The sequence below is a fragment of the Streptomyces sp. NPDC088817 genome (assembly GCF_044750345.1).
In the GTDB taxonomy this organism is placed as follows: domain Bacteria; phylum Actinomycetota; class Actinomycetes; order Streptomycetales; family Streptomycetaceae; genus Streptomyces.
Window position 1 is genome coordinate 62,468 of record NZ_JBIVJN010000012.1, and the last position, 22,362, is coordinate 84,829.

19 protein-coding genes are annotated in these 22,362 nt (G+C 71.7%); 8 read left to right on the forward strand and 11 right to left on the reverse strand.

All coding sequences use genetic code 11. The features are described 5' to 3' along the window. Positions 1-340: 340 nt before the first annotated feature. From ACIP4X_RS22365 to ACIP4X_RS22395, 7 genes are all read right to left on the reverse strand, one after another. The gene (locus ACIP4X_RS22365) at positions 341-1,726 is read right to left on the reverse strand and encodes an 8-oxoguanine deaminase (protein ID WP_358734364.1); all 1,386 of its coding nucleotides are present in this window, start codon (positions 1,724-1,726) and stop codon (positions 341-343) included. Positions 1,727-1,793: 67 nt separating this feature from the next. Further along, positions 1,794-3,203, reverse strand: coding sequence for a nucleobase:cation symporter-2 family protein (locus ACIP4X_RS22370; protein WP_358734366.1), 1,410 nt, complete (start codon positions 3,201-3,203; stop codon positions 1,794-1,796). Between the two features lie 62 nt (positions 3,204-3,265). Then, a complete protein-coding gene (gene pucL / locus ACIP4X_RS22375; protein ID WP_358734368.1) occupies positions 3,266-4,201 on the reverse strand; it encodes a factor-independent urate hydroxylase in 936 nt (311 codons plus the stop codon). Positions 4,202-4,209: 8 nt separating this feature from the next. Next, positions 4,210-4,611 (reverse strand): hydroxyisourate hydrolase, encoded by a 402-nt coding sequence (gene uraH / locus ACIP4X_RS22380; protein WP_358734370.1) that lies wholly within the window; start codon positions 4,609-4,611, stop codon positions 4,210-4,212. Positions 4,612-4,633: 22 nt separating this feature from the next. Then, positions 4,634-5,143 carry a 2-oxo-4-hydroxy-4-carboxy-5-ureidoimidazoline decarboxylase gene (gene uraD, locus ACIP4X_RS22385; protein WP_358734372.1) on the reverse strand — a complete coding sequence of 170 codons (510 nt, stop codon included), beginning with the start codon at positions 5,141-5,143 and terminating at the stop codon, positions 4,634-4,636. 123 nt (positions 5,144-5,266) lie between these two features. After that, the gene (locus ACIP4X_RS22390) at positions 5,267-5,629 is read right to left on the reverse strand and encodes a helix-turn-helix domain-containing protein (RefSeq protein ID WP_358734373.1); all 363 of its coding nucleotides are present in this window, start codon (positions 5,627-5,629) and stop codon (positions 5,267-5,269) included. Then, a complete protein-coding gene (locus ACIP4X_RS22395; RefSeq protein ID WP_358734375.1) occupies positions 5,626-5,877 on the reverse strand; it encodes a hypothetical protein in 252 nt (83 codons plus the stop codon). Before ACIP4X_RS22395 ends, ACIP4X_RS22390 begins: the two co-directional genes overlap by 4 nt. Positions 5,878-6,049: 172 nt before the next feature. On the opposite strand from ACIP4X_RS22395, the gene ACIP4X_RS22400 reads away from it, so the two are divergent. The 5 genes from ACIP4X_RS22400 (at position 6,050) to ACIP4X_RS22420 (ending at position 11,166) form a co-directional block, all read left to right on the forward strand. Next, positions 6,050-6,889 carry a TIM barrel protein gene (locus tag ACIP4X_RS22400; RefSeq protein ID WP_391459434.1) on the forward strand — a complete coding sequence of 280 codons (840 nt, stop codon included), beginning with the start codon at positions 6,050-6,052 and terminating at the stop codon, positions 6,887-6,889. A 69-nt stretch (positions 6,890-6,958) separates the two neighbouring features. Next, positions 6,959-7,852 (forward strand): 2-hydroxy-3-oxopropionate reductase, encoded by an 894-nt coding sequence (locus ACIP4X_RS22405; protein WP_391459436.1) that lies wholly within the window; start codon positions 6,959-6,961, stop codon positions 7,850-7,852. Positions 7,853-8,052: 200 nt separating this feature from the next. Then, on the forward strand, positions 8,053-9,516 hold the full coding sequence (locus ACIP4X_RS22410) for a catalase (RefSeq protein ID WP_358734380.1): 1,464 nt from the start codon (positions 8,053-8,055) through the stop codon (positions 9,514-9,516). A gap of 443 nt (positions 9,517-9,959) precedes the next feature. Further along, positions 9,960-10,196, forward strand: a complete 237-nt coding sequence (locus tag ACIP4X_RS22415; RefSeq protein ID WP_358734382.1) for a hypothetical protein — start codon at positions 9,960-9,962, stop codon at positions 10,194-10,196. A 406-nt stretch (positions 10,197-10,602) separates the two neighbouring features. Next, positions 10,603-11,166, forward strand: coding sequence for a TIGR04222 domain-containing membrane protein (locus ACIP4X_RS22420; RefSeq protein WP_391459439.1), 564 nt, complete (start codon positions 10,603-10,605; stop codon positions 11,164-11,166). Between the two features lie 80 nt (positions 11,167-11,246). Here ACIP4X_RS22420 and gcl read toward each other — a convergent pair whose 3' ends face one another. Both gcl and ACIP4X_RS22430 read right to left on the reverse strand, forming a co-directional pair. After that, positions 11,247-13,031, reverse strand: a complete 1,785-nt coding sequence (gene gcl / locus ACIP4X_RS22425; RefSeq protein WP_391459441.1) for a glyoxylate carboligase — start codon at positions 13,029-13,031, stop codon at positions 11,247-11,249. 211 nt (positions 13,032-13,242) lie between these two features. After that, on the reverse strand, positions 13,243-13,998 hold the full coding sequence (locus tag ACIP4X_RS22430) for a helix-turn-helix domain-containing protein (RefSeq protein ID WP_358734388.1): 756 nt from the start codon (positions 13,996-13,998) through the stop codon (positions 13,243-13,245). 235 nt (positions 13,999-14,233) lie between these two features. Between ACIP4X_RS22430 and ACIP4X_RS22435 the strand changes: the two genes are divergently transcribed. Further along, positions 14,234-14,899 (forward strand): DUF4097 family beta strand repeat-containing protein, encoded by a 666-nt coding sequence (locus ACIP4X_RS22435; protein WP_391459580.1) that lies wholly within the window; start codon positions 14,234-14,236, stop codon positions 14,897-14,899. A 90-nt stretch (positions 14,900-14,989) separates the two neighbouring features. Here the strand turns inward: ACIP4X_RS22435 and ACIP4X_RS22440 are convergent, their stop codons facing one another. Both ACIP4X_RS22440 and ACIP4X_RS22445 read right to left on the reverse strand, forming a co-directional pair. Further along, the gene (locus ACIP4X_RS22440; RefSeq protein ID WP_391459443.1) at positions 14,990-16,612 is read right to left on the reverse strand and encodes an AMP-binding protein; all 1,623 of its coding nucleotides are present in this window, start codon (positions 16,610-16,612) and stop codon (positions 14,990-14,992) included. After that, the gene (locus tag ACIP4X_RS22445; protein WP_358734392.1) at positions 16,609-18,282 is read right to left on the reverse strand and encodes an AMP-binding protein; all 1,674 of its coding nucleotides are present in this window, start codon (positions 18,280-18,282) and stop codon (positions 16,609-16,611) included. The genes ACIP4X_RS22440 and ACIP4X_RS22445 overlap by 4 nt, the downstream gene beginning before the upstream one ends. A 135-nt stretch (positions 18,283-18,417) precedes the next feature. Here ACIP4X_RS22445 and ACIP4X_RS22450 point away from each other — a divergent pair, with 135 nt between their 5' ends. Next, positions 18,418-19,254, forward strand: coding sequence for a LuxR C-terminal-related transcriptional regulator (locus ACIP4X_RS22450; RefSeq protein WP_391459446.1), 837 nt, complete (start codon positions 18,418-18,420; stop codon positions 19,252-19,254). 203 nt (positions 19,255-19,457) lie between these two features. Next, positions 19,458-22,298, forward strand: a complete 2,841-nt coding sequence (locus ACIP4X_RS22455) for an AAA family ATPase (protein WP_391459448.1) — start codon at positions 19,458-19,460, stop codon at positions 22,296-22,298. Positions 22,299-22,362: the final 64 nt, after the last annotated feature.

Sequence of the window (22,362 nt, forward strand, 5' to 3'; positions counted from 1 at the left end):
GTCCACGGGGTGGGTGGTGGACTCGGCTGGCTGTCGTGCCTCGTCGCGGGACGTGGGGTGAGCGGCCACGGCTGCTCCTCCGGTCGGTTGACACGTCGTCTTCGACGTGGGTGTCAAGGAGGTGGTGCGTGTGGGCATGGGGGTACCTCCCTGCTCGAGCGAAGCCGAGAGCTTGGGGGAGGGACCGGGGACGGGCCCTCGGGGGCCCGCGGTGGGCGACGGAGGACCGTTCCGGGGCGCGTGTCCAAGCGCGCCCCGGAGCCGGCCCGCCGTGGACCCCGCTCGGGTCCACGGCTACCGGTCGGGAGCCGTCCCTCCCGCCCGGAGTTCCTTGAATCGGTCAGCTTCGCGCAGTGATCCGCGCCAGCCGCTGTGCCTCGGCCCGTGTGGCGCGGGCGATGGCGTCCTCGTCGGCGGTCAGCAGCCGGCCGTCCTCGACGATCTGCCGCCCGTCCACGAAGGAGGCGGTGACCGGTGCCGCCGCGCCGAGGACCAGGGCGGCCACCGGGTCGGCGATCGAGGCGTGGGCCAGTGTGTCCATCTTCCACAGCACCAGGTCGGCCAGCTTGCCCGGCTCCAGTGAGCCGATCTGGCCGGCCCGGCCGAGCACCTGGGCGCCGCCGTAGGTACCCAGGCGCAGTGCCTGGCGGGCGGTGAGGGCCGCCTCGCGGTGTGCGCCGAGGCGGTTGATCAGCAGGGCGTTGCGCAGTTCGGTGTGGAGTTCGCCGGACTCGTTGGAGGCGGTGCCGTCGACGCCGAGGCCGACCGGGACGCCGGCCGCCAGCATGTCGGGGACACGCGCGATTCCGGCCGCCAGGCGGGCGTTGGACGAGGGGCAGTGCGCCACGCCGGTCCTCGTGCGGGCGAAGGCGGCGATGTCGGAGTCGTTCATGTGGACGCAGTGCGCCATCCACACGTCCTCGCCCAGCCAGCCCGTGGACTCGAAGTAGTCGGTGGGTCCCCTGCCGAACAGCTCGTGGCAGAACTTCTCCTCCTCGACCGTCTCCGAGCCGTGGGTGTGCAGCCGTACGCCGAGCCGGCGGGCCAGTTCGGCGGCCTGCTCGAGCAGTTCGGTGGAGACGGAGAAGGGTGAGCAGGGGGCGACGGCGACCTGCGTCATGGCGTCGAAGGAGGCGTCGTGGTGCTGTCGCACGGTCTCCTCGGTGGATGCGAGCGCGTCCTGGAGCGTCTCCACGGCGAAGTCCGGCGGCAATCCGCCGTCCTTCTCGCCGCGGTCCATCGAGCCGCGGGCGAGGGTGAACCGGACGCCCGTCTCGCGGGCGGCCCGGATGATCGCGCCGGACAGGTCTCCGGAGCCCCGCGGGAAGACGTAGTGGTGGTCCATGGCGGTGGTGACGCCGCCGCGGGCCATCATCGCCAGCGAGCCGCGGGCCGCCGCGGAGACCATCTCCTCGTCGATGCGCGCCCAGGTCGGGTAGAGCGCGACAAGCCAGTCGAACAGGTTGTGGTCGGTGGCCAGGCCCCGGGTGATCCACTGGTAGAAGTGGTGGTGGGTGTTGACCAGACCGGGCGTGGCCAGATGGCCGCTCGCGTCGATCCGGCGTGTTACGTCCTTCAGCCCTTCGGGGGCCTTGCCCGCGCCGACCGACTCGATCCGGTTGCCGGCGAGGACGAGGTGTCCGAGGGCGTACTCGGTGTCGTCCGCGTCGACGGTCGCGATCGCGCAGTTCTCGATGACAACGCGCTGGGCTGCCGATGGTGCCATTGCGCTTCCTTGTCTTTGGTGGCGGCCCGTGGACGTGGGACGTCCGCGGGGAGGGCACGGCAGGACCCTAGGAGGATTTGAGTGCCGGAGCGGTGCCGCTCCGGGTGCCGAGGTGGTGGAAGAACAGGTTGAGCAGGACGGCGGCGATGGCGCCGGCGCTGATCCCGGAGCCGAGCACGGTCTGGGCCCAGGCCGGGAACTGGGTGTAGAAGGTGGGGGCGGCCAGCGGGATGATGCCGGCGCCGAGGGCCACGGCGACCAGGATGATGTTGGAGCTGTCGTCCAGTCCGGCCTCGGACAGGGTGCGGATGCCGCTGACGGCGATCGAGCCGAACAGTACGATGCCGGCGCCGCCGAGGACCGGCATCGGTACCAGGGAGACGACCGCGCCGAGGACCGGGAAGGCGCCGAGGACGAGCAGGGCGGAGCCGGCGGCGGCGACGACGTAACGGCTGCGCACCCGGGTCAGTGAGACGACGCCGACGTTCTGGGCGAAGGCGGAGGTGGGGAAGCCGCCGAAGACGGGGCCGAGCAGGGTGGCGATGCCGTCGGTGCGCAGTCCGCGGGTGATGGTCCGGGCGTCGGCGCGGCGGTCGCAGATCTCGCCGAGGGCGAGCATGCCGGCGCTGGACTCGGTCATCAGCACCAGCATCACGATGCACAGCGACAGGATGGCCGCTGGCTGGAAGACGGGCGTGCCGAAGGCGAAGGGGGTGGGCAGCGCGGCGAGGGGGGCGGAGGTGATGCCGCGGAAGTCGGCCATGCCGAACGGGAGCGCGGCCAGGGTGCCGACGAGCAGTCCGAACAGCAGGGCGACCTGTTTGACGAAGCCCTTGCCGAAGCGCTGGATCAGCAGGATGACGACGAGGGTGAACGCGGCGAGGGCGAGGTTCTTCATGGAGCCGAAGCCGGCGGCGGTCCTGTCGCCGCCCTGCGCCCAGCCGACGGGCACGGGCATCAGCGTGACCCCGATGAGGGTGATCACCACGCCGGTGACGAGCGGCGGGAAGTATTTCAGCAGCCTGCCGAAGAACGGGCCGACGGCCAGGCAGAAGGCGCCGGCGACCATCACGGCGCCGTAGATCGCGGGGAGTTGGTGGCCCTTGGTGTTGGTCTCGGCGATGGCGAGGATCGGGGCGATGCCGGCCGAGGAGGCGGCGTTCACGAACGGCAGGCGGTTGCCCACGAGTTGCTTGACGCCGATGGTCTGGAGGATCGTCGCGACGCCGGCGATCAGCAGGCTGGCGGCGATGAGCCGGGTGCGGGCCGCGATGTCGAGTCCGCAGGCCTGGCCGATGATGAGCGGAGGGGTGACAACGCCCGCGTACATGGCGGCGATGTGCTGGAGCGCGGCGGGGGCGAGCCGCGAGGGGTGGAGTCTCTCGTCCACCGGGTGCACGGACGTGACGGCGTCCTCGGTGTGCACCGGCGGGGTGGAACACGGGCCTTCGACGGACCCTTGAGCAGGCAGTGCCATTTCGTTCCCTCCGGTGTGGCGCGCCACCGGTCCGGAGCGGGTCCGGTGGCGCGCGTCCCGCGTCAGAGGTTTGTCATGTCGACCGGGATGAGCTGCTCGGCGCCGTCCCGCAGGATGGTGGCCTCGATCAGGCCGTACGGGCGGTCGGCGGCGTAGTAGACGGCACCGTCCTTGGCCTCGTTGTCGATCCCGAAGGGCGACAGGTCCGAGCGGAAGTGGTGCTTGTTGGGCATCGAGAAGCGGATCTCGTCGACCTCGTCGCGGGAGTTCAGCACCCGCACACCCATCTCGAAGAGGGTCTGCTGGAGCGAGTACGAGTAGGTCTCGGCGAACGCCTGCAGCGCGTGTTTGCGCACTCCGTTGTACGAGCGCTCCCAGTCGGGGGCGTCGGAGTCGATGCCGTTCCAGTTGTGCCGCCACCAGGTGGAGACGGTGGTGGCGAGGATGCGGTCGTGGTCCTCCGGGAGGGAGGTGTACTTGTCCTTGAGGAAGCCGAAGAACTCGGAGTTGGTCGAGTTCAGTACGGTCAGGTCCTTGAACCCGGAGAGCACCTGGATTCCGTGGCCGTCGTAGGTGATCTGCGCGACGCGGGTCTCCTGGCCCTTGCGGACGAAGGAGTGGGCGATCTCCTCCGAGCCGACGAAGCGCGCGCCGGACTGCGAGGTCTCGATCCGCTCCCAGGCGTACTCCTCGACGCGGATGCGGGCCCGGTGGATGGGCTCGGTGTTGTCCACGAAGTGGCGGGCGAGCCTGACGCCGAAGTCCTCGGCGCTCCGGATCCCGTGCTCCTTGGCGAAGGCGAACACCGTGTTCTTGGTGGTGTCGGTCGGCAGGACGTTCGCGTTGGAGCCGCTGCGGTGGACCTCCTCCATGTCGCCGGACAGGGCGACGGAGACGTTCAGGTCCTTGATGTGGTGCGTGTCGCCGTCACGCGTGATCTTGACGACTCGGTTCTCGGCCTTGCCGTACTGGTTCTGTCCCAGGACGAAACGGGTCATGGTGTCGGTCAGCTCCCTCGGTAAACGGAGTAGCCGAACGGGTTGAGCAGCAGCGGAACGTGGTAGTGCTCGCCGGGCACCACCGCGAAGGCGATGGTGACCTCGGGGAAGAACACGGGCCGGCCGTTCTCGCTGTCCCGGAGCGCGGGGGCGTCCTGCTGGGCCGCGGCTTGTTTCTTGGCGAAGTACGTCTCGGTGTCGAACTCGAGCCGTACGTGGGTGGTGCCCTCCGGCGGTGCCGGTAGGTCCTTGCACCGCCCGTCGGCGTCGGTCGAGGAGCCGCCGAGCGCCTGCCAGTCGGCTTCCCGGCCCGAGCGGGCCAGAAGGCGGACGGCGACGCCGTCGGCGGGGCGGCCGGCGGAGGTGTCCAGGATGTGCGTGGACACGGAGGCGGTGGTCTCGGTGCTCATGGTTTCCTCTTCGGGCGTCTTCTCAGGCGTCTTCGAGCAGCCGGGCGAGCCGGATGCGGTTGATCTTCCCCAGTTCGCTGCGGACGATCTCGCGTTCCTGCTCCGGCGCGTTGCCGATCCGCTCCTTGAGCGCGTCGCGCATCTGCTCGCCGGTCCGGCCGGTGGCGCAGATGAGGAAGACGTGGCCGAACTTGTCCTGGTAGGCCAGGTTGAGGTCGAGCATCTCGGCCTTGAGTTCCTCGGAGGCGCCGGCCATTCCGCGCTGTTCGCGGGCCGAGGCCGGGTCGCCGGGCTTGGGACGGCCGATCGGTGGATGGCCGGCCATCGCCTCCTCGAGGTCCGCTGGGGTCAGCTCCGCCATGGCGGCGTCGCTCACGGCTTCGAGGTCGTCGGGGGTGTCGCAGGGGCGGGCCGCCAGCAGCCGGTCGGCCCACGCCGTGCTGGCGCACGCCTCCAGAAGGGCGACTCGGGCCGCGTCTTCGGGGAGGGCGTTGAATCGGGCGAGGCCCGGTGGCGTTGAGGTCGAAGTCACGGGAGCCTCCGTGGGCTGTTGACGGCCTTCGCGTGGAACGGGCTGCGGACAGCTAACGCCCTGACGAACACCGCGTCAACAGTTTGTTGAAAATTCCGGGCCGTCGTCCTGCCCGGCTGTGGCTCAGCTCTGCTTGTCGCGGTTGAGGTAGTTGTAGACGGTGAAGCGGCTGACGCCCAGCGCGCTCGCCACGGTCTCCACCCCGTGCCGGACGGAGAAGGCGCCGCGCGACTCCAGGACCCGCACGACCTCCTGCTTGGCCTTGCGGTCCAGATCCGCGAGCGGCATGCCCTTCCTGCGCTCCATGGCGGCCAGGATGTGGTCCAGGGAGTCGGCGAGCTGCGGCAGGCGCACGGCGACGGCGACGTCACCCTCCCAGAGGAGCACGACGTCGTCGGGGCCCGCCTCGTCGGGCGGGAGCATCCGGCCGCCGATCGCGTCGACCAGCGGCTTCAGGGCCGCGATGAAGGACTCCTCCCCGATCACCTCGCGTCCTCCCCGAGCACGGTGACCTGGAGGGAGATCCGGGTGGCGCCGGCCCCGAGGGTCCTGCGCAGCAGGGCGTCCACGGCGTCCAGGACGACCTCGGCGCCCCCCTCGGCCGTGTTGCCGAACGGGCCGACGTCCACGGCGTCCAGCTCGGCGTCCTCGACGACCTCCCGTGCCACCAGCGCGTGCTGGGGGGCCTCGTCCAGATCGAAGGGTTCGGTCGTGAACTCCACTCTCAATCGCACGCGCACAACCTAACGCGCGGGCCGGTTACCGGGCAGCCCCTCGCGGCGGGGATCCATGCGGGAGCCCGCACCCTCTTGACAAGCCGCGACACCCCCCGGCAGTCTTCCATTAAGCAGAAACAAACTTCCGCAATACGGAATACCGGCGACAACGGAAGGGAGCGCGGCCCTGATGGGATTCGCAGACCAGCGCTTCAACGTCAACCTGTCGATCCTCTTCACGGAACTCCCGCTCCTGGAGCGGCCGGCGGCCGCCGCCGCGGCCGGCTTCACCGCGGTCGAGCTGTGGTGGCCGTGGATCGACTCCCCCACCCCGGAGCGTGCCGCGACCGACGCCCTGAAGAAGGCGATCGAGGACGCGGGCGTACAGCTCACCGGCCTGAACTTCTACGCCGGACGGCTCCCGGGCCCCGACCGCGGCGCGCTGTCCGTGCCCGGTGAGGAGTCGGAGCGGTTCCGCGCCAACATCGACGTGGCCGCGGAGCTCGCCCGGTCCCTCGGCTGCACGGCCCTCAACGCCCTGTACGGCAACCGGGTCGAGGGCGTGGACCCGGCCGAGCAGGACGCGCTCGCGCTGGACAACCTCGTCCTCGCGGCCCGGGCCGCCGACGGCATCGGCGCGATCCTGCTGGTCGAGGCGCTCAACAAGCCGGAGTCGCCGCTGTACCCGCTGGTGAGCGCCCCCGCCGCCGTCGAGGTGGTGGACAAGGTGAACGCGGCGTCGGGTCTCGGCAACGCCAGGTTCCTGATGGACCTGTACCACCTGTCCATGAACGGCGAGGACCTGCCGTCGGTGATCGAGCGGTACGCCGCGCGGACCGGCCACGTCCAGATCGCGGACAACCCCGGCCGCGGCGCGCCCGGCACGGGCTCGCTCCCCCTGGAGGACCTCCTCGACCAGCTGGGGAAGGCCGGTTACGACGGCTGGGTCGGCCTGGAGTACAAGCCGGGCGATCGCCCGAGCGCCGAGGCCTTCGGGTGGCTGCCGGCCGTGGCCCGAGCGGCCCGCTGACCCACCCGGACCCCTTTCACCGGGCCCCGACTCCCAGACGCAGCACAGAAGTCAGAAAGGCACCCGCACATGACCACCACCCTCCCCAAGGTTGCTTGGATCGGCCTCGGCATCATGGGCTCCCCCATGTCCGAGAACCTGATCAAGGCGGGCTACGACGTCACCGGCCACACGCTGGAGCAGGCGAAGCTGGACCGGCTGACCGCCGCGGGCGGCACCGCGGCGGGCTCGATCGCCGAGGCGGTCCGGGACGCCGACGTGATCGTCACGATGGTGCCCGCGTCGCCGCAGGTCGAGGCCATCGCGTACGGCCCGGACGGCATCCTGGAGAACGCACGCTCCGGCGCGCTGCTGATCGACATGTCCTCGATCACCCCGCAGACCTCGATCGATCTGGCCGCCGCCGCCAAGGACAAGGGAATCCGGGTCCTGGACGCCCCCGTCTCGGGCGGTGAGGCGGGCGCCGTCGAGGCGGTGCTGTCGATCATGGTCGGCGGCGAGCAGGCCGACTTCGACGCGGCCGAGCCGCTCTTCGAGGCGCTGGGCAGGACCATCGTGCTGTGCGGTCCGCACGGCTCCGGCCAGACCGTGAAGGCCGCCAACCAGCTCATCGTCGCCGTCAACATCCAGGCGTGCGCCGAGGCCGTGGTCTTCCTGGAGAAGTCGGGCGTGGACCTGAAGGCGGCGCTGGACGTCCTGAACGGCGGTCTGGCGGGCTCGACCGTGCTGACACGGAAGAAGGACAACTTCCTCCAGCGCGACTTCAAGCCGGGCTTCCGTATCGACCTGCACCACAAGGACATGGGAATCGTGACGGACGCGGCCCGCACCGTGGGTGCCGCCCTGCCCGTCGGCGCCGTGGTGGCCCAGTTGGTGGCCTCCCTGCGCGCGCAGGGCGACGGCGGCCTGGATCACTCGGCCCTGCTGCGGGCCGTGGAGCGCCTCTCCGGCGCCCAGGTCTGACCGGCCCCCCGGACCTCCGGACGGCGCCGCCGCCGACATCTGTCATGTCGCGCCCAGGCGGCGGCGCCGTCCGGATTGCCACCACCTCTTGTTCAACAAACTGTTGACGAGGCGATCGCGCCGCTCCTAGGCTCCACGCCAGCGGAAACTCCACGAAGCGGAAACATATTTCCGCATGCACTCTGCACGGAAGGTCCCCGATGTCGAAGCGCGTGCTCACGACCGAGTCCGGCGCCCCGGTCGCCGACAACCAGAACTCCGCCTCCGCCGGCATCGGCGGCCCTCTCCTCCTCCAGGACCAGCACCTGTTGGAGAAGCTGGCGCGCTTCAACCGCGAGCGCATCCCGGAGCGCGTGGTGCACGCCCGCGGCTCCGGCGCCCACGGGTACTTCGAGGTGACCGACGACGTCACCGCCTACACCCACGCCGACTTCCTGGGCGCGGTCGGCAAGCGCACCGAGGTGTTCGTGCGCTTCTCCACCGTGGCGGACTCCCTCGGCGGCGCGGACGCGGTGCGGGACCCGCGCGGATTCGCGGTGAAGTTCTACACCGAGGAGGGCAACTACGACCTCGTCGGCAACAACACCCCGGTGTTCTTCATCAAGGACCCGATCAAGTTCCCCGACTTCATCCACTCGCAGAAGCGCGACCCGTTCACGGGCCGTCAGGAGCCGGACAACGTCTGGGACTTCTGGGCGCACGCCCCCGAGGCCACGCACCAGGTGACGTGGCTGATGGGCGACCGCGGCATCCCGGCGTCGTACCGCCACATGAACGGCTACGGCTCGCACACCTACCAGTGGACGAACGCCGACGGCGAGGCCTTCTTCGTCAAGTACCACTTCAAGACGGACCAGGGCATCCGCTGCCTGACCACCGAGCAGGCCCAGGAGATCGCGGGCACGGACCCGGCCTCCCACCAGACGGACCTGCTCCAGGCCATCGAGCGCGGGGTGCGCCCGTCCTGGACGCTGTACGTCCAGATCATGACGGCGGCCGAGGCGGCCGGTTACCGCTTCAACCCCTTCGACCTGACCAAGGTCTGGCCGCACGGGGACCACCCCCTGCGGCGGGTGGGCCGGCTGGTCCTGGACCGCAACCCGGACAACGTGTTCGCCGAGGTCGAGCAGGCCGCGTTCTCCCCGAACAACTTCGTGCCGGGCATCGGCCCGTCGCCGGACAAGATGCTCCAGGGCCGGCTGTTCGCCTACGCCGACGCCCACCGCTACCGCCTGGGCGTCAACCACACCCAGCTCGCGGTGAACGCCCCGAAGGCGGTACCCGGCGGCGCGGACAACTACGGCCGCGACGGCCTCATGGCGGCCAACTCCCAGGGCCGGTACGCCAAGAACTACGAGCCGAACTCCCACGACGGCCCCGTCGAGACCGGCCGTCCGCTGTCGGCCCCGCTCGCGGTGAACGGCCACACGGGCACCCACGCGGCGCCCGCCCACACCAAGGACGACGACTTCTTCCAGGCGGGCGAGCTGTACCGGCTCATGTCCGAGGAGGAGAAGCGGCGTCTGGTCGCGAACATCGCCGGCGGCCTCGCGCAGGTCTCCCGCGACGACGTGATCAGGAAGAACCTCGCGCACTTCCACGCCGCCGACCCGGACTACGGCAGGCGCGTGGAGGAGGCGGTGCGCGCCCTGCGCGAGGACTGACACCGAGCCGCGTACGGGGTCCGCCGGGAGGTCATGCCCCGGATCCCGTACGCGTACGGCCCGCCCGGGCCGTCGGGCGACCCGGATGAGGGGTGGCCGCCCGACGGCGGTGCGGGCAGGGCACAGGGACCGCGGCGGCGTGTGAGCCAGTGCGGTGGTGAAAGCGACGGGAGCGTCCTCTCGACCTGAGGGAGGCCGTCCCGGAGCCGTCGCACCCGCCGCGGTCCCGGCCCTCCGCCTCGCGCGTGCGGTTCCTGGCGCGAGGCCCTCTGATCCCGTCCGGCGGCGCGAACGTCCTGTCGCGCCCAGTCTCGCGCCGTCGGACGGCAACCAAGCGGTTGGCGGCGGAAGCGCCGGACCCGGGTCGTCACCCGGGTCCGGCGCTTCTCGGCGTGCGGACCGGGTGCCACGGCAGGAGGCTGAGGGTCAGGAGGCTTGAGGACATGAACTACCCCACGCAGCATCCGCACATCGTGGTGCACGCGCCGGCCCTGGACGGCTCCCGGCGGGTGACCGAGGGCGACGTGACCCTCGGACTCGCGTCCCACCTGGACGACGTGGTCGAGATCCTCCGCCTGGCCGACCTGGACCGCGTAGAGGTGGAGGAGAGCGACCTCATCGAATGGCAGGGCGGCGGCCCGGACAACTGGCCGGGCCTACCGGCCCACGACGACACCTGACGACTCCGGGCAGCCGGATCGACGGACCGGGGGCGCCCGGAGGCCCGGGAGCGACCGGACCGCAGACCGGATGACCCGGCGCGGGCCGGGCGCAGGCCGGGCCGCCAGGCCGGGCCGCCAGGCCGGACGCAGGCCGGACGCAGGCCGGACGCAGGCCGGAGGCCGAAACGTCGGGCCCCAGGCCGGAGTGTGGTGATGCCTGGCGGGGCCCGAGTGGTGAGGTGGCCGGGTCGGACGGGAGGCCGGGTGGCTACGGCAGTGGGCGTAGGGGGGCTACGGCATGCTCAAATCATGCTCTGAAGCCGGGCCCGCAGGTATCGGGCACCCCCCGGAGCGGGCACATTCCTCTCGACGGGGCCCGCCGGTACGGGGGTGGCGGGCTCCGTTCCGGCCGCTGGGGGTTCCCATGGACAGTGACGCGACGAACCGCCTCGCGCCGCACGAGATCGCTTTCCTGCGCGGCGGCCGCCGCGCCGCCGTCACCGTCGCCGTGCTCGCCCTGCGGGCGAAGGACGCCGTCGGTCCCGGACGCGGCGGCACGATGCGCACCACGGGACCGGCCCGCGGCGCCCTCCCCCACCTGACGAAGACCGTCCACGCCGCTCTCTACCGCCCCGCGGGCATGCGGCAGTTACTGGATCGCGAGCCCGTCGCCCGCGCGCTGACCGACCTGCGCCACGAGCTCACCGACGCCGGCCTGCTGCGCGTCTTCCCGCCCGGACGCACCCGGGCCGGCCGGCAGGCCCTGAGGGACCTGCGGGACCGGCACCCGCTGCCCACGGCCGGAAAGGGCCTGTCGGCCGACGACCGGCTGCTGGCCGTGGCCCTGTACGGGAACCCGGCGCTGACCCGGCTCATGCCGCGCTTCGCGCGGGAGGCGGGGCTCCTCGGGCGGGGCGGAACGACCGAGGGCGAGCTGCCGCACTCCTGGGGCGGCGGCTCGGGCGGCTTCAGCTGCGCCTCCGCGTGACGGCACCGCCGAGGCACGCCGGAACAGCGAGAAGGGGGCGGCCCCAGCTGGCGGGCCGCCCCCTTCGATCGACGTGCGCGTCAGACCTTCAAGGCCCTGATGGCGGTCGGGGCATGACCCGGCTCGGTGGCGACGTCCTCGAACTCGACCACGTTGCCGATGTCGTTGGTGCCCGACATCGAGATGTTGGTGACCCGCTCCAGGATCGCCTCGACGACGACCGGCACACGGTGCTCGGCGGCCAGCTTCCTGGCCTGCTCGAAAGCCGCGCCCAGCTCGTCCGGGTCGGTCACCCGGATCGCCTTGCAGCCCAGACCCTCGGCGACCTTGACGTGGTCGACGCCGTACACGCCCAGCTCGGGCGAGTTGATGTTCTCGAACTCCAGGTTGACCTGGAAGTCGATGTCGAAGGCGCGCTGCGCCTGGCGGATCAGGCCCAGATAGGAGTTGTTGACCAGCACGTGGACGTACGGGATCCGGTGCTGCGCCCCGACCGCCAGTTCCTCGATCATGAACTGGAAGTCGTAGTCGCCGGAGAGGGCGACGACGGACGCCTCAGGGTCGGCCTTGGCCACACCGAGCGCGGCCGGGACGGTCCAGCCGAGCGGTCCGGCCTGGCCGCAGTTGATCCAGTGCCGCGGCCTGAACACGTGCAGCATCTGGGCGCCGGCGATCTGCGAGAGGCCGATGGTGGAGACGTACCGGGTCTCGGGCCCGAAGGCCTTGTTCATCTCCTCGTAGACGCGCTGCGGCTTGATCGGGACGTTGTCGAAGTGCGTACGGCGCTGGAGCTTCGCGCGCCTCTCCTGCGCGGCGGCGGCCCACGCGGAGCGGTCGGGCAGCCGTCCGGCCGCCTTCAGCTCGCGGGCCACCTGGACGAACAGCTCCAGCGCGGCCTTCGCGTCGGAGGCGATGCCGTAGTCCGGGGCGAAGATCCTGCCGATCTGGGTGGGCTCGATGTCGACGTGGACGAACTTCCGGCCGGCCGTGTAGACGTCCAGCTTCCCGGTGTGGCGGTTGGCCCAGCGGTTGCCGATGCCGAGGACGAAGTCGGACTCCAGGAAGGTCGCGTTGCCGTAGCGGTGCGAGGTCTGGAGGCCGACCATGCCCGCGTTCAGCTCGTGGTCGTCGGGCAGGACGCCCCAGCCCATCAGAGTCGGCACGACCGGAACGCCCGTCAGCTCGGCGAACTCCACCAGGAGTTCGGACGCGTCGGCGTTGATGACCCCGCCGCCCGCGACGATCAGGGGCCGCTCGGACTCGTTGAGCAGCGCGATCGCCTTCTCGATCTGGGCGCGGGTCGCGGCCGGCTTGTAGACGGGCAGCGGCTCGTACGTCTCCGGGTCGAACTCGATCTCGGTGAGCTGGACGTCGATCGGCAGGTCGATCAGGACCGGGCCGGGACGCCCGGAACGCATCAGGTGGAAGGCCTGCTGGAAGACGCCGGGGACCTGCGCGGCCTCCAGGACGGTGACGGCCATCTTGGTCACCGGCTTGGCGATCGAGGCGATGTCGACGGCCTGGAAGTCCTCCTTGTGGATCACGGCGGTCGGGGCCTGGCCCGTGATGCACAGGATCGGGATGGAGTCGCCGGTGGCCGAGTACAGCCCGGTGATCATGTCGGTGCCGGCGGGGCCGGACGTGCCGATGCAGACGCCGATGTTGCCCGCGCGGGTCCTCGTGTAGCCCTCGGCCATGTGCGAGGCGCCCTCCACGTGGCGGGCGAGGGTGTGGTTGACGCCGCCGGACGCCTTGAGCGCCGCGTAGAAGGGGTTGATCGCCGCGCCCGGCACACCGAACGCGGCGGTGACGCCCTCGCGCTTGAGGATCTCAACTGCCGCACGGGCAGCGGTCATACGAGCCATCGAGTTCTCCTGCTTCGGCTGTCTTCGGCTGTCGGATTCGCACGCCCGTCGCGCCCCGCGGTTGTGACTATTCCGTATAGCGGAAAATACTTTCTACTATCTGGAAGCAATGTAAGTGGGGCCCGCGAAGTGCGTCAAGAGCGGGCAGACAGTGACCCCGGGCGGCGGATTCCCCGAGCGGGCAGGGGTTCGACGGAGCCCGACAGCCCGTCTATTCGCGACCCGGACCCGGCCGGGGGGAGTCGTGCGAGGTCGTTCCGGGTTTGGTGTGGAGGACCTCGCGGGCCTGCTCGGCGGCGCGGGTGATGCTTTCGCTGATGAAGTCGAGAAAGCGGGCGATATTCTCCAGACGGGTGGCTGCGGGAGTGTGGGGGCCGAGGACGGCGACGCCCTGGCGTGCGGTCTCGACGAGCTGGTCGTTGGACCGGGCGCTGGCGATCGTCGCCTGGTAGAAGAGCTCGTCGTCGACGATGTACCGGTCGCGGCGGCGTTCGTCGCGTTCCCTGCGAACGAGGCTCTGGCTCTCCAGGAAGGCGATCGCCTTGGAGATGGAGGCCGGGCTGACCTGGAGGCGCTGGGCGAGCTGGGACGCGGTGAGACTGCCGGCGTCGGTGGTGAACAGGCAGGTCAGCACCCTGGCCGTCATCTTGGGCAGGCCCGAGGCCATGAGGACGGTGGTGAGCGTCTCCTCGTACTCGGCCACGGCCTCGGCGTCGCGGCCGTGCGACTGGGCGACCGACTCCGGCCTGCGGGACGGGGCCGTCCCGCGCCTGCGAGCGCGCCGTTCGGTGGCGCGGTGGGCCAGGTCGGCGCGGTAGGCGGTGGGGCCGCCGTTGCGCATCACCTCACGCGTGACCGTCGACGTCGGACGGTCGAGGCGGCGGGCGATCTCGGCGTAGGGGAGGCCGTCGGCCAGCCCCAGCGCGATCTGCTGACGCTCCTGATGGGTGAGTCTGCCTCCCGGCATCGCGATCTCCTTGCTGATCCTTCGTGGTGTCCCCGGCTCTCACCCTAGCTTTCACTCATCACCCATTGCAACGACCGGAGCAGTCGTCGTTGCATTACCGGCGCGACCGTTGCAACACTTTTTCGGCCCCAGCCTGCATGAATGCCATTTCAGTGCAACAAGCATGTTGATGGTTCCTGGAATGCAACGTAGCGTTTCTGACATCGGAAACAACGAGCGAGCACAGGAGAGCATGATGCAGAAGTTCGACACCCCCGCCCCGATCTCCGTCGTCCTGGACATCCCCGCCGGACGCGTCCAGTTCATCGCCGCCGACCGCGCGGACACCACCGTCGAGGTCCTGCCCGCCGACGTCTCCAAGAAGCGTGACGTCCAGGCCGCCGAGCAGACCACCGTCGCCTACGCCGACGGCGTTCTGCGGGTCCACGCCCCCGAAGCCCGGAACCAGGTCTTCGGTCCTTCCGGATCCCTTGAGGTCACCGTCCAGGTGCCCGCCGGCTCCCGCGTCGAGGGCAAGGCCGCCGGCTCCGAACTCCGCGGCGTCGGCCGCCTCGGCGACGTCGTCTTCGAGGGCGCGTACCGTCAGATCAAGATCGACGAGGCCGCGAGCGTCCGCCTCACCGCGGTCGACGGCGATGTCGAGGTCGGCCGGCTGGGCGGCCCCGCGGAGATCAGCACCCCGAGGGGCGACATCCGGATCAACGAGGCCGTGCGCGGCACGGTCGTGCTCCGCACCCAGTCCGGCGACATCTCGGTCGTGGCCGCCGGCGGCGTCTCGGCCGCGCTGGACGCCGACACCGGCTACGGCCGTGTCAGCAACGCCCTCAAGAACGACGGCACCGTGGAACTCGACATCCGCGCCACCACTTCCCGGGGCGACATCACCGCCCGCAGCCTCTGAAGGGTGTCCATGGCGAGGGTCGCCCCGCGGCCGGTGAACCGCGCGGCCGGCGCTCCACGCACTCCGGGTGCGTGAGCGCCGGCCGTCCGCTCACAGGGCGTACTTCTCGCGGAGTTCGATCTTGCGCACCTTTCCGGAGACGGTCATCGGGAAGGAGTCCAGGATCCGCAGCAGGGTCGGGATCTTGTAGTGGGCGAGCCGGCCTTCGCAGAAGGCCCGCAGATCCTCCAGGGTCGGCGCGTCGTCCGCGTCCAGCGGGATGACGCAGGCCAGCACCGCCTCGCCGTACTTCTCGTGCGGCACGCCGACCACCTGGACGTCGCGGATCTTCGGGTGGCCGTGGAGGAACTCCTCGATCTCACGCGGGTAGACGTTCTCGCCGCCACGGATGATCATGTCCTTGATGCGGCCGACGATCTCGACGTACCCGTCCTCGCGCATCACCGCGAGGTCCCCGGTGTGCATCCAGCGGCCCGCGTCCACCGCCTCCGCGGTCCTCTCCGGCTCGTTCCAGTAGCCGAGCATCACGCTGTAGCCGCGGGTGCACAGCTCACCCGCCGTGCCGCGGGGCCGGGTGACCCCGGTGGCCGGGTCGACGACCTTGACCTCCAGATGCGGCAGGACACGGCCGACCGTGCCGGTGCGGTGTTCGAGGTCGTCGTCCATCCGGGTCTGGAGGGAGACCGGCGAGGTCTCGGTCATGCCGTAGCAGATGGACACCTCCTCCATGTGCATCTCGGCGACCACCCGCTTCATCACCTCCACCGGGCAGGGCGAGCCCGCCATGATGCCAGTGCGCAGGGACGACAGGTCGTACGAGGCGAAGTCGGGGAGGTTCAGCTCCGCGATGAACATGGTCGGCACCCCGTACAGCGAGGTGCAGCGTTCCCGCTGGACCGTCTCCAGGGTGGCCTTCGGATCGAAGGACGGCGCCGGGATCACCATGCACGCGCCGTGCGAGGTGGCCGCCAGATTACCCATGACCATGCCGAAGCAGTGATAGTACGGAACGGGGATGCAGATCCGGTCCTGTTCGGTGTAGCCGACCGTACGGCCCACCCAGTAGCCGTTGTTGAGGATGTTGTGGTGGGAGAGCGTGGCCCCCTTGGGGAAGCCCGTGGTGCCCGAGGTGTACTGGATGTTGACCGGGTCGTCGCAGCTCAACTCCGCCTGGACGGCGGCCGGTCGATCCGCCGGCACCTCCGCCGCGGCCGCCGTCAGCGCGTCCCACGACGGATCGCCGATGTAGATCGTCTCGCGCAGCTCGGGGCACCTGCCGCGGACCTGTTCGACCAGTGCCCGGTAGTCGGTGCCCCGGTGGGACCGCGAGGCGACCAGCAGCGAGATGCCGGCCTGCCGGAGCACGTACTCCACCTCGTGGGCCCGGTAGGCCGGGTTGATGTTCACCATGATCACGCCGATGCGCGCGGTGGCGTACTGGACGAGCACCCACTCAGGGCAGTTGACCGCCCAGATCCCGACCCGGTCGCCCCTGGCCACGCCCTTGGCGAGCAGTCCGCGGGCCACCTCGTCGACGGCGGCGCCGAACTCGGCGTAGGTCCAGCGGCGTCCGGAGGGCGCGTCGACGAGCGCCTCGCGGTCGCCGAAGGCGGCGACCGACCGGTCGAGGCGGGCGCCGATGGTGTCGCCCAGCAGCGGTGTGCCGCTGGTTCCGTGGGCGTAGGACGGCTCGCTGACGCGAGGTTCGCTCACCGGAAGTCCTCCTCGCGGTACTCGTTCGCCGAGCCCTGGGCCGTCGCCTCGCGCAGCTCGATCCGGCGGATCTTGCCGGAGACGGTCTTGGGCAGCTCGCCGAACTCCAGGCGGCGGATGCGCTTGTAGGGCGCGAGCACCTCCCGGGAGTGCTCGAAGAGGGCCTTCGCGGTGCCGGTGTCCGGCTCCCAGCCCTCGGCGAGGACGACGTACGCCTTCGGCACCGCCAGCCGCAGCGGGTCCGGCGCGGGCACGACCGCCGCCTCGGCCACCGCCTCGTGCTCCAGCAGCGCGCTCTCCAGCTCGAACGGACTGATCTTGTAGTCGGACGCCTTGAAGACATCGTCGGAGCGTCCGATATACGTCAGATATCCCTCTTCGTCCCTTGAGGCGACGTCCCCCGTCCGGTAGTAGCCGCCGGCCATCGCCTCCGCGGTGCGTTCCGGGTCGCCGTGGTAGCCGGTCATCAGGCCGACCGGGCGCGCGGACAGGTCGAGCGCGATCTCGCCCTCGGCGGCGCCGGGCGCGCCGGAGACCGGGTCGAGCAGTTCGACGCGGTAGCCGGGGCTGGGCCGGCCCATGGAGCCGGTCTTCAGCGGCTGGCCGGGGCTGTTGGAGACCTGCACGGCGGTCTCGGTCTGCCCGAAGCCGTCCCGGATGGTCACGCCCCAGGCGCGCCGGACCTGCTCGATGACCTCGGGGTTGAGGGGTTCGCCCGCGGCCACGGCCGCGCGCGGCGGGGTGCGAAGCTGCGAGAGGTCGGCCTGGATCAGCATGCGCCACACGGTCGGCGGGGCGCAGAAGGTGGTGACGCCCGCGCGGTCCATCTCGGCCATCAAACGGGCGGCGTCGAAGCGGGTGTAGTTGTGGATGAAGACGGTCGCCTCGGCGTTCCACGGCGCGAACAGGTTCGACCAGGCGTGCTTGGCCCAGCCGGGCGAGGAGATGTTGAGGTGCACGTCCCCCGGCTTCAGGCCGATCCAGTACATGGTGGCCAGGTGCCCGACGGGGTACGAGACATGGGTGTGCTCCACCAGCTTGGGGCGGGCCGTGGTGCCCGAGGTGAAGTACAGCATCAGCGGGTCGTCGGCGAGGGTGGGCCCGTCCGGGACGAATCCGGCGGGGGCGACATAGGCGTCCTCGTAGGGCTCCCAGCCCTCCTCCGGAAGGCCGCCGACGGAGATGCGGGTGTAGGTGCCGGGGACATCGGCGAACTTGGCGGTGTCGGCGGCGCGCGCGATCACGTGCTTGACCCGGCCGCGTTCGACGCGGTCGGTCAGGTCGGCCGCGCCGAGCAGCGGGGTGGCGGGGATGACGACCGCGCGCAGCTTCATCGCGGCGAGCGCGGTCTCCCACAACTCGGCCTGGTTGCCGAGCATGACGAGGATGCGGTCCTCGGCGGCGACGCCGCGGTCGCGCAGCCAGTTCGCGGCGCGGCTGGAACGCTCGGACATCTCGGCGAAGGAGAGGCGTGTCTCGGTGCCGTCCTCCTCGACGATGTGCAGGGCGGTGCGGTCGTTCCCCTCGGCGACGGCGTCGAACCAGTCCAGCGCCCAGTTGAAGTGGGTGGGGCGGGGCCACTCGAAGCCGGTGTAGGCGGTGGCGTAGTCCTCACGGTGTTCCAGCAGGAAGTCCCGCGCCCTGCGGAAGAGCTCCGTCGCCGTCGTCATCTGTCCTCCTTGGTTCCGGACCATTGCCGGGCGGCTCTCTGCCATCGTGTAATCCGTGATGTGTGTCTCACTACCCCCGAACGGGGGTGTGGTGGGCGGGCGGGTCCGGACGGTCCACGGCGAAGGGGCGAGCGGGTGAGGGCGGACGCGGCCGGGGCGGCGGAGATCCGTGGTGCGCTGGTGCGGCTGCGGCGTGCGACGGGCCTTCCGGTCGCCTTCGGCGGTCTGGTCGAGCCGGGCCGGCCGCGGGTGCGGATCAGCGAGCTGACCGGCACGACGACGTGCGCGCTCCGGGCGCTCGCGGTGAACTCCGGCAACGGGCTCGGCGGCAAGGCGGTGGCGCTGGGCCGCCCGTGCGCGGTCACCGACTATTCGCTGTCGCCGCGGATCAGTCACGAGTACGACGTCCCGGTCGCCGCGGAGGGGTTGCGCTCGGTGCTGGCCGTGCCGGTGGTGGTGGGGCGCCGGGTGCGCGGCGTGCTGTACGGCGCACTGCGCACAGCCCAGCCGCTGGGCGACCGGACGCTGGGCGCGGCCGTGGAGGCGGCGCGGGACGTGGAGCAGGCGCTGGTGGCCCAGGAGCGGGCGCGGGACCTGCTGGCCGCGTCCCGTACGGTGCGCGCCCCGGACCCGGCGGACGGGGCGGCCTGGGAGCAGGTCCGCGAGGCCCACGCGGCCCTGCGCGCCCTGGCCCCGCGGATCTCCGACCCCGCCCTGCGCGCCGAACTCCTCGACGTCTGTGGCCTGTTGACCCCGGTGGCCACCCCGGTGGCGGGTGTCAGCCTGGCCCCGCGCGAGATCGACGTACTGACCTGCGTGGCCGCCGGCGCGACCAACGCCACCGCGGCGTCCCGCCTGGGCCTGAGCCCGGAGACCGTCAAGAGCTACCTCCGCTCGGCCATGCGCAAACTGGGCGCCCACACCAGGGGCGAGGCGGTGGCCTCGGCCCGCCGGGCGGGGGTATTGCCGTAGGACCGCTGCCCCCGCCGACCCGGGCCGCGCCAGCCCGCCCGTCCACCCGTCCGCCCGTCCGCCCACGGGGGTCGTATTCATTCAGTGGTGCTTTGAATATGGCCATGCTTCGGGCGCTGTTATTTCGCTCACCTCCCCGGCTGTCCGAAATTCACGGACGGGTTGCCTAGAATTTGGCCCGAACACGACACTCGAGGGGAGCGGTGACCGTGCGACGGGACTTGAAGGGCCCTGCGAACTGCCGTTCCGAGCTGGTCATCGGCCAGGAGGAGCCCTCCGCTGCGGCGCGGGAGCAGCTCGCGCGCGGTGGGAGTGTGCTGCTGCACGGCCCGGCCGGAATAGGAAAGTCGACGGTGCTGCGGGCATTGGCCGCGGAATACGCCCCGAGCGCCCGCATCGTGTTGCGCTGCTCCGCCACCGAGTCCGAATCCCACCTGCCCTTCCTCGCCCTGGCCGACCTCTTCGGCCTGGTCCTGGACGAGGTGTCCGGCAAGCTGCCCGCCGCCCAGCACACCGCGCTGGAGTCGGCGCTCACCGGCCGCGGCGAGTCCACCCTCCAGCGCGACGGACTCGCCCTGCGCCTCGCCGTGCTCTCCACGTTGCGCGCGCTCGCCGCGAAGGGCCCGGTCCTGATCGTCGCCGACGACCTCCAGTGGCTGGACTCGGCCAGCGCCGAACTGCTCGGCTTCGCCGCCCGCCGCCTCGGCGAGACGCCCGTGCAGATGCTGTGCGCGGTGCGGACCGAGGAGGAGGAGTACGACCGCCATCTGCGCGCCTGCCCGCCCGACACCCTCTCCGTCCGGCTGGGCCCGCTGACCCGTACCCAGGTCTCCGCCCTGCTCGGCCACCGCGGCTACTCCAACCTGCCCCGCTCCACCGTCCGCGACATCCACCGCACCAGCGGCGGCAATCCCCTGTTCGCGCTGGAGCTGGGCCGCGCCCTGGCCGAGAGCCCCACCCCGCCCCGGCCCGGCGAGCCGCTGCCGGTGCCGACCTCGCTGCGCGCCCTCGTCCTGAGCCGCCTCGAGATGCTCTCGGACGAGGCCCGCCGCACCCTGCTGGTGGCCAGTGCCGGCGCCCGCCCCACCCCCGCCCTGCTGCACGCCGCCGGCCGCGGCAACGCCGAGGGGGAGTGCGCGCAGGCCGCCGAACTCGGCCTGCTGGCCACCGAACCGGAGGGCCCCGCCGTTCGGTTCGCGCACCCGCTGATATCGGCCGCCCTGTACGCGGAGGCGCCCGCCCAGGAGCGGCGGGCCGCCCACGCCGCCCTGGCCACCGCCGCACCCGACCCCATCGAACGGGCCCGGCACCTGGCCCTGGCCACCACCGGCACCGACCCTGAGGTGGCCTCCCGGCTCGCCGAGGCCGCCGCGCTGGCCCGGGACCGCGGGGCGCCCTCGGTAGCCGCCTCACTGGGCCTGCTCGCCGCCCGGCACACCCCGCCCGGCAGCGAACCGGGCCCGGACGACCGGCGGTTGCAGGCCGCCGAGGACGCCATCACGGCCGGCGAGGTGGACCTCGCCCGGGACATAGCCCGCGAGGTGCTGACCCGGGCCACCGTGCCCGCCGAACGGGTGCGGGCCTGGATGGTGGTGATCGAGTCGGCCGGCCAGGCCCTCGGGGACGTGGACGGGGTCTTCCCGCAGGCGCTCGCCGACGCGGGCGACGACCCCCGGCTGCTCGCCCTGGTCCACTACCAGCTCGCCTGGCGCGGACTGGTCGTGGAGGGCGACTTCGCCGAGGCCCGCCAGGAGGCCGCGCACGCCGCCGAACTGGCGGAGCGCGGCCGGGACCGGCGCATCGAGCTGATGGCGCTCGCCTTCCAGGCCTCCACCGAGACCCTGATGGGGCATCCGAACGCACCGGTCACCATCAAGCGGGCGCTGAGGGAGCCTCAGGACCCCTACGTGGCCTGCCATCACAACGGCGTCGGCTCGGCCCGCTACCGCTGGCTGCTGATGAGCGACCGGCTGCCCGAGGCCCGCGCGACCATCACCGCGCTGCTGCGCGAGGTGCGGCGGCGCGGCATGGTCGAGAGCGAGGTGCACTTCCTGCGGCTGCTCGGCGAGACCGAACTGCGCTCCGGCCACTGCGGCCGGGCCCTCGACCTGGCCCGGGAGAGCCTGCGGATGGCCCGGGACACCGGCATCGGCGAGAGCGCCTCGGCCACCCTCGCCTCCCTCGCCGAGGCCTCCGGCGGCAGCACCGACCGGGCGCTGGCGCTGGCCCGTGAGGCGGTGGGGCACGCCGAGGAGGACGGCGACCAGATGTACCTCTCGCGCGCCCTGACCGCCCTGGGGCACGCCCAGTTGGTGGCCGGGGACGACCAGGCCGCCGTGACGGCGCTGTACCGGGTCCGGGAGCTGGAGCTGGGACTCAACATCACCGATCCGGCACGCGGCCGCTGGCACGGCGACCTCGCGGAGGCCCTGGTGCGGACCGGGGAGCTCACCGAGGCCCGGCGCGTCATCGACGCGGCCCGCGAGCACGCGCTGCGGCTCGGCCGCGAGAGCGTGCTGGCCGTCCTCGACCGCTCCGAGGCGCAGGTGCGCGCCGCGCACGGCGAACGGGACGCCGCCATAGCCCAGTTGACGTCCGCACAGGACCGGCTGGCGAAACTCGGCAACGGTCTGGAGGAAGCCCGAGCCGCGTTCGCGCTGGCCCGGCTGCGCACCCTCGCCCCGGCCCTGGGAGTCGGCCGGGGCGAAGCGGCTCCCGCGCCGGGGCCGACGGCGTACGACGAGGCGGCACGGCTGTTCCGGCGCTGCCGCGCGCTGCCGTGGCTGCGCCGGGTGGAGGAGGCCGCCGCCGCCCGGCCCGCGCGGCAGCCGGAGGTGGCCCCGGCGGCGCTGGACGGACTGGCGGCGATGGAGCGTCAGGTGGCGTCGCTGGTCATGGAGGGCGCGACCAACCGGGAGATCGCCGCGCGGCTGTTCATCAGCGTCAAGACGGTGGAGGCGACCCTGACCCGGGTCTACCGCAAGCTGGGGATCCGGTCGCGCGTCGACATCGTCCGATTGGCGGCAGGCCGGCGCGCGAAGTGAGCGCGGCGCGGGTTGACTGACCGCGTGGACGACCGCGTGAACGCAGTGAGGACCGGCACCGGGG